Source organism: Viscerimonas tarda (assembly GCF_054601255.1).
Genome location: NZ_BAAHWV010000017.1, coordinates 1 through 12555 on the forward strand (window position 1 = coordinate 1; position 12555 = coordinate 12555).

Below are 12555 nucleotides of genomic sequence, written 5' to 3' on the forward strand. Positions count from 1 at the left end.
TCGCAATGATGGCGAAGCCTTCCTCTGTACTTAATCTGCGTTTACTTGGCTTGTGCATTTCTTTTTTTTTGGCAAAGGTAAGGTGAGCGGGCAAACTGGGCAAGATGCGGAGGAGCGAAGGCTTACGGTAGGGCCATCGTTAGTTCTACCGTTATGTAATTTGGCGCAAATAGAATTTAAAACCTTTTGCGAATCAAGAATCGTATCTGTATCACAACTTTATGGAGGCAAAATATCAGCAGCGCTCGACAGGCAACACCTACGCGATTTATTTGATATAAAATTGATTTTCAACAGGATAACCGATTTTGAACAGATAAAAAAAGGTTTTTTCTATTCTCTTTTAGGCGGCGGCCGTCCCATATTTCTATGTAACGATTTATAAAGGAATGTAGAAGCCCAAGAAAAAACAGGTATATGATATTTGCATTGATTTGAAATGTGACAACCCGAATTGGGACGAATTACCCGGCTACATCGAAAATCTAAAAGAGTATAAGCCGGAAAAGAAATCTGTCAAATAGCTAATCAGGGGCGGGCTTTTCCACCCCACAAAAACAACTAAAGATGGAAACAATAAAAGCCTCTCAACCAATAATGGCAAGAGGCTTTTAATATCTCTAATACTCTGAGTATCCTATTTAAAATAGTCCTTTACGGCTTCGTTCGGAACCATTTCTTCTTTAAATGTATAAGCCCCTGTTTTTGGCGACTTTTCCACTTTAATCACTTTTGTGTAACTACGACCATCTTTCGAAGATTGGTCACGGTAACCTGCGACTGTTTTCTTTGCCATAGTAGTTTATCTCCTTTACTTGATTTCTTTGTGAACGGTCATTCTCTTGAGGATTGGGTTGTATTTTTTCAACTCAAGCCTTTCAGTCGTATTCTTTCTGTTTTTGGTGGTTATGTACCTTGATGTTCCCGGCAGACCACTTTCTTTATGTTCGGTGCATTCGAGTATCACTTGTACCCTGTTGCCTTTACTTTTTTTAGCCATTTCTTTACAGTTCCTCCTTTAAATTAATTTATGCATTCAAAGAACCGTCGTTTGCAGCCTTCTTAATTGCTGCATCCAACCCGATTTTATTAATCAAACGAAGACCTGCAGCCGATATATTCAGGCTAACCCAACAATCTTCTTCTACCCAGTAGAACTTCTTTTTGAATAGGTTGACGTTAAATTTCCGCTTTGTTCTCTTGTTAGAGTGGGAAACATTGTTGCCAACCATAGCTTTTTTTCCTGTTATTTGACAAATCCTGGACATTGCTATTGTTTTTTTATTATTTGCTTTCTTAATTAACTTGTACTTTGTATGGAATTGTAATGGTTAATCGAGGGTGCAAAGATAGTACTTTTTTTTTTCTGACAAATTTATTTTATAATTAATTTTAGGGCAAATGGACTTGGACGTTCTTAAAATGATTTAGAATTTTCACCGATATAGTAGCCTAATTCACTCTTATGGTTCATATCCACAAAAAGATACTGATTTTCCCATTCTGCTTCGATGTAATAAAGGTTTGTATAAGTGAAATCCGGATCTGTTTTTTTTCCACTGTTGAGCTACATTGTCCGGTACTTCGGTGTCTTTACTCAATTCATACCTTGTTTCCTTCCAAAAACCGTGTTCTGTTGCGATTATTCCACCAAAAAAAACATATTTGATACTTCCCTCATGGAAGATAAAGTACTCAGCTAAAGTGGCTTTCCGGCAGCTCAATAAAGCAGGAGGGGTCGTTGATAATCCATGTGAACTTTGCAAGAAACAACCCGTCATCATTAAGAAAAACATAATGCTCTACATTATTGCTAGTTTTTGCGGGAAACTGAGATAACGGCTTTGGGATATCTGTTCAAAAAAGCATCCTTAACTATTGCAGGAAGAGTATCTTCAGCGATTGGATTTTCTTTATCGCAAGCGACAGTACACACAAAAAGAAAACAAACTAAAGCACAATTTAAAAATCCTATTCGTCTCATAGCTTTATAATTTATATTCAATCAATTATTTCTCTATCTTTGTTATTCAAAATAATTACAATCTTCCGAACACAACTGGGCAACGCCATATATAGCTATGAATCGGCGTATTAGCCCTGAAAGGGCGTGAGCCTTTTGAGGACGATTATTGCTTGCGCCCTTTCAGGTCTTAATCGCTATCCTGCTGTTACATAGGTAGTTGCCCTATGCTAATGCTTAAAGGCTTTCAGCCTTAGCCTATTCGGACTTCTTTCATGCGTTTGCTTTAAGGTTCATCCCTAGAAATTTTTGAACCTAAAACTTGTGCCGATTCAAATATATATTCCTATATTTGTAGGAATAAAAAACACAGTAGCAAATCCCTGTAAAGGCTTGAACTGTGGGATGGCGTAGTCTATTAAATCATGAAATAATATACACTTGCTTAATACATTAAGAACATGAAAGAAAGAGGTGTCAACCGGAGAGATTTTCTTCGACTTTCGGCCACAGTTGGAGCGGGAGCATTGTTTATTCCCGAAGTTACAGCATCTACATTAAACAAATCGGCGGTAGTTGCAGACGAACCGGGCAAAATTCCTGTGCGCACACTGGGCAAAACAGGCATAAAAGTTCCCATCCTGAGCATGGGGGTTATGCGTGCCGATAATCCGAATGTAGTGCGTGCCGCTTACAATTCGGGCTTGTTCCATTTCGATACGGCTCATGGCTATCAGAACGGGAAAAATGAAGAAATGCTGGGGAACTTCTTTGAAGACAAACCCCGCGATTCGTTCCTCATTTCAACGAAAGTTGAGTTGAAATACCCGCTGGAAGAAAATGCGGAAAAAGAACTGGCCGACAAACTGGACTTGAGTTTACAGCGGCTCAAAATGAAATATGTGGATATTTTTTATGCACATGCCTTGCGCGGTGTTCCCGAAGTAAGCGACGAGCGAATGATTGCCATGCTGAAAAAAGTAAAAGCAGAAGGCAAAGCCCGCTTTATCGGGTTCTCGACCCATGCGCTTAAACCCGACCAGATTCATGCGGCCATCGATGCCGGAATCTACGATGTGATACTGGTGAGCTACAACTTCAAGCTGAAGAACATGAAGGAAACCGACGAAGCCATAGAGCGCGCCGTAAAAGCAGGGATAGGCATTATTGCCATGAAATCAATGACCGGCGCCAAGGAAGATGCCGAAGGTAAAAAGAAAATAAACGCACAAGCCTGCCTCAAATGGGTATGGAAAAACGAAAACATCGCCACAGCCATTCCCGGATTCTCGAACTACGACGAATTTGACGAATGCCTGGCCGCAGCCCAAAATTCGACCCTGACTTCGGGCGAAGAAGAGTATCTGGCGGGCTTGCTTGATAAAGAAATGCTGTTCTGCCAACGCTGCGACACCTGTCAAACGCAGTGCACAAAACATCTGCCGATTCCCGAAATCATGAGGGCCTACATGTACTCGTATGGCTATCAACATGCACAACTGGCCAAAGATACCCTCTTGGGATTGAATCTAGCCCAACAAGATGACTGCTCGGGATGTAGCTCATGTAAAGTAAAATGCCCGTCGGGCTTTGATGTAGCCAGAAAAATTGCGGCTATCATGCCGGTGATGCAAGTACCGAACGAATTTTTAACCTGACAATTCTTTCGTTTCTATCATCCTGTACTCCAGCGAATTGAATATGAAGAAAGAAGGGATAATCGACAGAAGAAGTTTTCTCCGGCTCTCCACTACAATGGGCGCCGGAGTATTCTTAATGTCCAATCTCAGCGCATTTACTTTAGATGAAATTACGGCGACAGAAGCGCGGAAAATACCGATGCGCCCATTGGGAAAAACTGGCGTAATGCTCCCCATCCTGAGTCTGGGTATCGACAGGCCTGATAACCGCAATGTGCTGAAAGCCGCTTTCAAGGCCGGATTGTTCCATTTCGATACCGCACATAGCTATCAGAATGGGAAAAACGAAGAACTGTTGGGGAATTTCTTTGAAAGGAAAGCGCGCGACAAGTACTTTATTTCGACCAAGATAATGTTCGATTACCCACTAAGGGATAACTTTGAAGAAGAACTGAACCGGAAACTGGACATAAGCCTCAGACGGTTAAAGATGGACTATGTCGATCTGCTCTACCTGCATTCCATTCATCGGGCGGATAAACTTAAAGACGAGCGGGTTATAGCTGCCGTGAAGAAAATAAAGGCGGATGGAAAAGCCCGTTTCATTGGGTTTTCGTCTCAGAACCAACTGCCCGAATTAGTTGAAACAGCCATTGCAGCAGGTATTTACGATGTGGCATTGATAAGCTACAACTTCAGAATAAAGAACCTGAACGAAACCAACAACGCAATAAAACAGGCAGCCGAAGCCGGAATGGGCATCATTGCCATGAAAACAATGGACGGAGGCACAGAACAAAAGAAGATAAACGCACAAGCCTGCCTCAAATGGATTTGGCAAAACAAATACATCACAACAGCAGTCCCCGAATTATCGGGCTACGCTCAATTGGAAGAATGCATCGCCGCCACCCAAGGGAGCTTGACTGCGGACGAAGCAGAATACCTGACTGAATTTTTAACATAACCATTTATATTTATGAAAACTTTTAAATGCCTGTTGGCAGCATTCGTACTCGGAATAGAAGGATTGGCGGCACAAACGCCGGCAGAACTGAAATTGGGATTGCCGGAAATAACCGGATGGACGATTAGCGAAAACATCGAAACATTCAACCCCGAAAATCTTTTCGACCGGATAAACGGAGCGGCTCCCCTGTTTATCGAAAATAAATTCAGGGAAATGACCGCCATGGAATATACCAAGGGAGACGACTACATAACCATACAAGCCTACCGGCACGAAAGCCCCGAAGACGCTTTTGGGATGTACACTTCCGAACGGTCGTCCGAACTTAAATTCTACCCTATTGGCGGTGAAGCACAGGGCGATGACGAAAACTTCTACTTTTTTGCCGGAAGCGTTTATGTGAAAATGTCGGGCAGTTCATCCACTAACGTTGGTGAACTATTGGTGCAGATAGCCGGCGAACTGGCCAAAAAAATAGATCCGAATGCCGGTTATCCGCCGGTTGTGAAAGCATTTCCGGCCAATGGAAAAGTTGCACACACCGAAACCTACATTACATCCAACTACATCGGCCACGAATTTCTGAGCGAAGTTTATACCTGCACTTACAACGACAGCAACAACAAACCCTTCCAGCTATTTGTTATTGACGCCAAAACCAGCGATGGAGCCAAGGAAGTCCTGAACAAATATTTCGGTTTCACCAAGCAAGCCCTGGATTTTCGGGAGGGAGAATTGACGATTAAAGACCGGTACAACGGCGATATTCCCGCGCTTTGGAAAGGACAGTACCTCATCGGTATTTTCTCGGAAAGCGGAAGCAAAGCGGCCAATGCCTACGAGTTACTCAACGAGGTATATACCAACTTATCTAACCTGAAAAACAACTAGTTATGAGAACTATACTGATAGCCCTTTCCGTATTTCTGTTTTCAACGGCTCAGGCACAGATAAAAGTAGCTTGTGTGGGCGCAAGCATCACCGAAGGCGTTGGCGCCGGAAACCACAAAACAAATTCTTACCCCGGGCAGTTGGGCAGTTTACTCGGATCCGGCTATCAGGTTGACAATTATGGTGTAAGCGGTACCACCCTCTTGCGCAAAGGAAATCTGCCGTATTGGAAAACCGGAGCCTATCAGGCAGCCTTGAAAAGCAATCCCGACATTGTTTTTATCGACTTGGGCGGAAACGATGCCAAGGGAATCAACCGTCCTTTTTACAACGAAATGCAGCAGGATTGCCGCGATTTGGTGAAATCGTTTACCGACTTGCCGTCTCATCCGCGTGTTATTGTGCTGCTGCCGTTCACCTCTTTTGAGCCTGACACCAACCAGATATTCGATCCGGTTATTGTGCAGCGGATTATTCCCCGCCTCCGGCAAGTTGCCTTTGAGGACAACATGGAAATAATAGATATGCATCCGCTATTTCTCGGAAGACGGGATTTGTATGCCGATAATGTTCACCCGAACAAAGAAGCATCGGCCATAGTCGCCAAGCGATTGTACGACCAGATTGTGCTGAAGACAGATGCCGGATTCGATATTTTCAAGAAATTAGACCTGCCTTACACCACCGGTTCCTATTGCGGATATGCCTGTGCCAGCTTCAAATATAAGGGGCGGGATTGCAAAATAGCCAAACCGAAAGTCGCAGCAGAAGGTCATCCGTGGATATGGCGCACACGCTTTTGGGGACACGAGCCACAAGCCGAAGTGGCCTTGTTGGAACGCGGTTTCCACGTAGTATATTGCGATGCAGCCGAACTGATGGGCAACAAGGAGAACATAGCTCTGTGGAAAGGTTTTTACAAGCTGCTGCAAAAAGCGGGCTTGTCGAAAAAGTCGGCGATGGAGGGCATGAGCCGTGGTGGCGTGTATTCGTTCAACTGGGCGATAGCAAATCCCGACAAAGTGAATTGCGTGTATGTGGACAATCCCCTGCTCGACTACAAATTCTTCTTGGGACGCATGGAAGGCCAGATGACAAAAGACTTTATGGCAGACTATAACCTGAAAACAAAAGAAGATGTAGCAAACTTCAGGCAAAGCCCGATGGACAAAATAAAAGAGATAGTGAAAGGAAAATACCCCATCCTGATACTGTGTGGCGATGCCGACGAAGTAGTTTCGCCCGAAACCCAAACATTTTTGTTCGAGAAAAAGATAAAAGAAGCCAAGGGAGAGATTACCGTAATAGTCAAACCCGGATTCAAGCACCATCCGCACAGCCTGCCCAATCCAACACCCATAGTTGATTTTATATTGGAGGCGACTTACAGGTGAATGGATGCAGGGGTGAGATAGATTGGGGCGTTTTGCGAAACGCCCCTACAAGAATTGTCATTGCGGGCTTGACCCGCAATCTCGGAACCTACCGGAAATGTGGGGGGGTAAATAGTCGAACACAGAAAGAACGCGGATTACGCAAATTCGCGCAAATAATTTTATAAATTGCAATGTGAATAACAGGAATAATGTATGGTCGTGGCGTGCCGCGATCATATTTATTTCTGTCATTGCGGGGTCGGAGCCCGCAATGACAGTCAGTTTATAGTCGCTTCGCTCCAATTACTCACATTGGCATATTAGCACATTATCTTCGCGCCTTTCCGTCTTTGCGTTTAAAACATTCGCAGGGCAAACGCATGAAAAATTTAGTACTACTGTTACGGATGAGATTCCTCCCTTTGGTCGGAATGACTCGCCTGTTAGTGGTTTAAGGGATGAGGAAGTGGCGGCTTCGCCGCCACTTCCTCATCCCCTCTCCCAAAAAGGAGACCGTCATTCCGACCAAAGGGAGGAATCTCCTGCTCATATCAGAAACTTTACCGAAAGGTATAAGCAGCCAAATTTTCATGCGTTTGCCCTGAAAACATTCGCCGATGATTACCCATTAACCATTATTTTTTCGTAAATTTGCTTAGTCAAAAACGATGATAGACCAGTTTACGATAAACCGCATCATGGATGCCGCACAGATTGTTGATGTGGTGTCGGAGTTTGTTACCCTCAAGAAAAGGGGGGTGAACATGGTGGGGTTGTGCCCGTTTCACTCCGACAGGACGCCTTCGTTTTACGTTTCTCCCTCAAAAAATATATGCAAGTGCTTTTCGTGCGGCGAGGGTGGTTCGGCTGTTCATTTCATTATGAAGCACGAGCAGTTGAGCTATACCGAGGCGCTGAAATATCTGGCAAAAAAATACAACATTGAGGTCGAGGAACGGGAGCTGACAGACGAACAAAAAGAAGCCTACAACGAGCGTGAAAGCCTTTTCATCCTGAACGATTATGCCCGAACCTATTTCCAAAACACCTTGCATAACCACCTCGAAGGGAAAACGATTGGACTAAGCTATTTTAAAGAAAGAGGTTTCCGTGAAGATATTATCCGCAAGTTTGAACTGGGTTACAGCCTCGAACAAAAGGATGCATTCACACAGGAAGCGCTGAGGAATGGCTACAACAAGGACTATCTGGTGAAAACCGGCCTCACCATTGAGGGGGACAACAATTACGTGGTTGACCGTTTTCGTGGGCGGGTGATGTTTCCGGTTCACACGCTATCGGGCAAAGTGATTGCTTTTGGCGGGCGTATTCTGAAGAAAGTGGAAAACACGGGGAAATACATCAACTCGCCCGAAAGTGTTATTTATCATAAAAGCGATGTGCTTTACGGGTTGTTTCTGGCCAAACAAGCCATTACAAAGGCCGACTGCTGTTTTTTGGTGGAAGGCTATACCGATGTTATTTCGATGCATCAGGCCGGTATTGAGAATGTGGTCGCTTCGTCGGGTACTGCCCTTACGCACGGACAAATTAAGCTGATACACCGGTTTACCCCCAACGTAACAGTGATTTACGACGGTGATGCCGCCGGTATAAAAGCCGCCCTGCGCGGAATCGACTTGCTACTGGAAGAAGGGATGAATATTAAAGTCCTGCTGCTTCCCGATGGCGAAGACCCCGATTCGTTTGCCCGAAAACAAAATGCCCAAAGTTTCAACAATTACATAAAAGAACACGAAACCGATTTCATTCGCTTCAAAACACAGTTGCTGTTGGACGATGCCGGAAACGACCCGATTAAACGGGCGGCGCTTATTTCGGACATCGTAAACAGCATTTCCATTATTCCCGATGGAATTATTCGCACGGTTTACCTCAAAGATTGCAGTGTGTTGATGGGTGTAGATGAGCGGGTTTTGATAGGAGAAGTCAACAAAAAACGACTGACTGCCCTCGAAAAGAAGCCACTGAGACAAAACACAGCATCGAACGAAGAACCAGAACCATCGGAAACGCCTCCACCTCAGAATATAATCAAATTAGAGGAATCGGAACTCGATAAATTTGAGTATTCCATCCTGTATTACTTGGTGCGTTACGGCGACAAAAGGCTGTTTACGAACAACGACCCCGAGCAGGAAACAAATCCAACTACAGTGATGCAATACATTGATTTTGACCTGAAACGCGATGGGCTTTGGTTCCAGCATCAACTCTATAAACAAATGCTGGATGAATGCCTGCAACACCTGAACGATGCGGATTTTGTTTCCAGCCGTTATTTTTTGGCGCACCCCAATCAGGAAATCAGCCGAATTACCGCCGAAATACTCGAAGACAGGTACGAATTGAGTAAAATACACCTCAAAAAATTTGGCGAAAACCTGAAAAAGGAAGATACGCCACTAGCCGAAGAGAAAAATCTGGCCGTGCTTGTTCCGCGTGTGCTCACCGAGTTGAAGGATGCCTATATCTCCCTGCAAATAAAGGCATTGATGACGTTGATGAAAGAAAAGGAAAAAGAAAAAAATACAGATGCAGTAATCGAATTGTTGCAAAAGAAAAACAAATTACTCGAAATAAAAAAGACCCTGGCCAAAGCATTGGGCGAACGGATTATCGTGCGCTGGTAGAACTAGAAAAATGTTAAAACCTTATGAACTATTTTAATTATAAAAGAAGAATATCCTCCGAAACGCAAATCGGAGACACCCCGGTCGGCGGGCAGAATCCCATTCGGATTCAGTCGATGACCAATACCAATACCAACGATACGCAGGCCAGCGCCGAGCAGGTAATCCGCATAATAGAAGCCGGAGCCGATTACGTTCGTCTGACCGCTCAAGGAGTGAGAGAAGCCGAAAACCTGAAAAACATAAAGGAAATTGTCCGCCAACAAGGCTACACCACCCCGCTTATTGCCGACATCCATTTCAACCCGAAAGCGGCAGAGGCAGCAGCCAGAACGGTGGAAAAAGTGCGCATTAATCCGGGTAATTTTGTTGACAGAGTAAAAACCTTCGCCACATTTGAATACACCGCCGAAGAATACGCCACCGAAATAGAAAAAATAAAAACCCGCTTGCAACCCCTGCTGGATATATGCAAAGAGCATAAAACGGCCTTGCGCATCGGGGTGAATCACGGATCGCTTTCCGACCGGATTATGAGCCGTTATGGAGACACTCCGGCAGGTATTGTAGAATCGTGCATGGAGTTTCTCCGCATTTGTGTGCAGGCTGATTTTCACGATATTGTTATATCCATAAAAGCGTCCAACACGGTAGTTATGACCAAATCGGTGAGGTTGTTGGTCGCCGGAATGGAAAAAGAAGGCTGGGCGTTTCCGCTGCATCTGGGCGTTACCGAAGCCGGAGACGGAGAAGACGGGCGCATAAAATCGGCTGTCGGCATCGGCGCTTTACTGGCCGACGGCATCGGCGATACCATCCGCGTATCGCTAAGCGAAGACCCCGAACGTGAGGCGCCTGTCGCCCAAAAATTGGCCGGATACATTACCCAAAGACAGAATCATGCGGAAATAAAGGCCGTCCAGAACAAAGACTTTTCGCCTTTTGCTACCGACAAGCGCAAAACATACAGCCTGAGAAATATCGGCGGCGACAATGCCCCGGTTGTTATTTCGGACAGAACAACAGGCAATCTGGATTTTAACACACAGTTCCTGCCCGACTATGTGTATGTTGGCGAGAAACTTCCGGCCAATGCGCCGAAGTTCATCCCTGCCATTATTGATGCCGGTTACTGGACAGGTGAAGAAAACACCTACCCGTTATTTAACACATCGAACTATCAAAAAATAGAAAGTACCGATACCAACCTTAAATTTCTTCGGCTTAGCTATCCCGAACTGGACGAAAAGATACTCTCCTTTCTTAAGCAAAACGAGACGGTTGTTGTTATTTTAAGCTCGGAACACATCAATCCGGTAGGTGAATTGCGCGCCTTTATTCATGCCTTAATGAATGAAAACTGCGAGACGCCGGTCGTGTTACAGCTTCAATATGCCGAAAACGAAATCGAAGATCTACAAATCAAGGCAAGCGCCGATTTCGGAACAATACTTCTCGATGGGTTCGGCAATGGACTGACAATCAGCAATTCGGGCAAGATATTGCCGGAAAAGACAGACGCCTGCCTTTTCGGCATTTTGCAGGCCGCCCGTATGCGCACCAGCAAAACCGAATACATCTCCTGCCCCAGCTGTGGACGCACCCTGTTCGATTTGCAAACCACCATCGCCCAGATAAAAGAAGCCACCTCACACCTCAAGCGCCTCAAAATAGGCATAATGGGATGCATCGTCAACGGTCCGGGCGAAATGGCCGATGCCGATTATGGCTACGTGGGAGCCGAAAAAGGGAAAGTAACGCTCTACAAGAAAAAACAAGCCATCGAAAAAAGCATCCCCTCCGAACAAGCAGTGGAACGGTTAATTCAACTGATTAAGGATAATGGGGATTGGGTGGATGAATAGTTTGAAAGTGGGGTGAAATATATTTAATGAACAAAAGCCCTTATAAACTCTCAGGGCAAACGCATGAAAAAATTTACTGCTTATGCCTTTCGGTAAAGTTGCTGATATGAGCAGGAGATTCCTCCCTCTGGTCGGAATCTCATTCGTAACAATGGTTCTAAAATTTTTCATGCATTTGCCCCATATTAACCCCCAATAAACTAGGTTTTCTCAAATATTATGCCTATATTTGAAGAAGAGAGATATTGACAAGCAAGCTGTACTTATCGAAGCCGGTTATAGGATTGGCTTAACCATTAAATTGTAGAAATCATGAGACTATTAGAAGGAAAAGTGGCCATTGTAAGCGGAGGAGGTTCCGGTTTTGGTCAGGCAATGTCGTTGTTGTATGTGAAGGAAGGCGCTAAGGTCGTTGTTTCGGATATTGATGTGGAGAAAGGCGAAGAAACAGTGGATAAAATTCTAAAATCGGGCGGAAAGGCTATTTTTGTGAAAGCAGATGTGGGAAAACCCGAAGACAATGAAAACGTAGTGAAAAAAGCCATTCAGGAGTTTGGCAAGTTAAATCTGGCATTCAACAATGCCGGTATTGGGGGATCGAACGCTCCCATTGGCGATTATCCGGTTGATGCCTGGGACAAGATTATTCAAATCAACCTGTCCAGCGTATTTTATGGAATGCATTATCAAATACCATCCATGCTGAGAACCGGCGGTGGCGTTATTGTCAACATGTCCTCCATTCTGGGACAAGTGGGCTTTGCCGGTTCGTGTGGCTATGTGGCGGCCAAACATGGCGTGGTCGGGTTAACCAAAAATGTGGCTTTGGAATACGGCAAATTGGGTATTCGGGCAAACGTTGTCGGTCCCGGATTTGTGGAAACCCAACTGACAAAAAAGCTGACGGAAGACAAGGAGGCCTACGATTTCCTGGTCTCGAAACACCCCATGGGACGATTGGGGCGGATTGACGAGATTGTGGATTTGGTATTGTGGTTGAGCAGCGATAGAGCCTCGTTTTGCAATGGCAGCTACTTTGCGGTGGATGGCGGTTATTTGGCTAAATAAGAGCGGTTAGTAAACGAAAAAGGGGCTGTCTCAAAAATCTGTCATCCCGTGCTTGACACGGGATCTCGTAGTCCGTTAGGACTTGCATATCAATAGAAAAACATTCCAAGACTAACCAGAACGCCGTA

Annotated in this window: 13 protein-coding genes; 9 read left to right on the forward strand and 4 right to left on the reverse strand. The window is 44.8% G+C overall.

The window, feature by feature from the left end:
- Positions 1–82 precede the first annotated feature (82 nt).
- Positions 83–385, forward strand: coding sequence for a nucleotidyl transferase AbiEii/AbiGii toxin family protein (locus ACYPWY_RS08945; RefSeq protein WP_459685231.1), 303 nt, complete (start codon positions 83–85; stop codon positions 383–385).
- Between the two features lie 252 nt (positions 386–637).
- On the opposite strand, the gene ACYPWY_RS08950 is transcribed toward ACYPWY_RS08945, so the two are convergent.
- The 4 genes from ACYPWY_RS08950 to ACYPWY_RS08965 form a co-directional block, all read right to left on the reverse strand.
- Positions 638–796, reverse strand: coding sequence for a DUF4295 domain-containing protein (locus ACYPWY_RS08950; RefSeq protein WP_459685184.1), 159 nt, complete (start codon positions 794–796; stop codon positions 638–640).
- A gap of 15 nt (positions 797–811) precedes the next feature.
- On the reverse strand, positions 812–1000 hold the full coding sequence (rpmG, locus tag ACYPWY_RS08955; RefSeq protein WP_459685185.1) for a 50S ribosomal protein L33: 189 nt from the start codon (positions 998–1000) through the stop codon (positions 812–814).
- Between the two features lie 28 nt (positions 1001–1028).
- On the reverse strand, positions 1029–1268 hold the full coding sequence (gene rpmB / locus ACYPWY_RS08960; RefSeq protein ID WP_459685186.1) for a 50S ribosomal protein L28: 240 nt from the start codon (positions 1266–1268) through the stop codon (positions 1029–1031).
- A 545-nt stretch (positions 1269–1813) separates the two neighbouring features.
- The gene (locus ACYPWY_RS08965) at positions 1814–1984 is read right to left on the reverse strand and encodes a hypothetical protein (protein WP_459685187.1); all 171 of its coding nucleotides are present in this window, start codon (positions 1982–1984) and stop codon (positions 1814–1816) included.
- A 440-nt stretch (positions 1985–2424) separates the two neighbouring features.
- On the opposite strand from ACYPWY_RS08965, the gene ACYPWY_RS08970 reads away from it, so the two are divergent.
- The 8 genes from ACYPWY_RS08970 (at position 2425) to ACYPWY_RS09005 (ending at position 12427) form a co-directional block, all read left to right on the forward strand.
- The gene (locus ACYPWY_RS08970; protein WP_459685188.1) at positions 2425–3621 is read left to right on the forward strand and encodes an aldo/keto reductase; all 1197 of its coding nucleotides are present in this window, start codon (positions 2425–2427) and stop codon (positions 3619–3621) included.
- Positions 3622–3664: 43 nt separating this feature from the next.
- Positions 3665–4570: an aldo/keto reductase gene (locus ACYPWY_RS08975; RefSeq protein WP_459685189.1), complete on the forward strand. Its 906-nt coding sequence runs from the start codon at positions 3665–3667 to the stop codon at positions 4568–4570.
- A 12-nt stretch (positions 4571–4582) separates the two neighbouring features.
- Positions 4583–5464 carry a DUF6599 family protein gene (locus tag ACYPWY_RS08980; protein ID WP_459685190.1) on the forward strand — a complete coding sequence of 294 codons (882 nt, stop codon included), beginning with the start codon at positions 4583–4585 and terminating at the stop codon, positions 5462–5464.
- A gap of 2 nt (positions 5465–5466) precedes the next feature.
- Positions 5467–6858, forward strand: coding sequence for a GDSL-type esterase/lipase family protein (locus ACYPWY_RS08985; RefSeq protein ID WP_459685191.1), 1392 nt, complete (start codon positions 5467–5469; stop codon positions 6856–6858).
- Between the two features lie 448 nt (positions 6859–7306).
- Complete coding sequence (locus tag ACYPWY_RS08990; RefSeq protein WP_459685192.1) at positions 7307–7489, forward strand: hypothetical protein; 183 nt, start codon at positions 7307–7309, stop codon at positions 7487–7489.
- Positions 7490–7508: 19 nt separating this feature from the next.
- Positions 7509–9494, forward strand: coding sequence for a DNA primase (gene dnaG, locus ACYPWY_RS08995; protein WP_459685193.1), 1986 nt, complete (start codon positions 7509–7511; stop codon positions 9492–9494).
- A gap of 23 nt (positions 9495–9517) precedes the next feature.
- The gene (locus ACYPWY_RS09000; RefSeq protein WP_459685194.1) at positions 9518–11359 is read left to right on the forward strand and encodes a 4-hydroxy-3-methylbut-2-en-1-yl diphosphate synthase; all 1842 of its coding nucleotides are present in this window, start codon (positions 9518–9520) and stop codon (positions 11357–11359) included.
- Positions 11360–11671: 312 nt separating this feature from the next.
- Positions 11672–12427, forward strand: a complete 756-nt coding sequence (locus ACYPWY_RS09005) for an SDR family NAD(P)-dependent oxidoreductase (protein WP_459685195.1) — start codon at positions 11672–11674, stop codon at positions 12425–12427.
- Positions 12428–12555 lie beyond the last annotated feature (128 nt).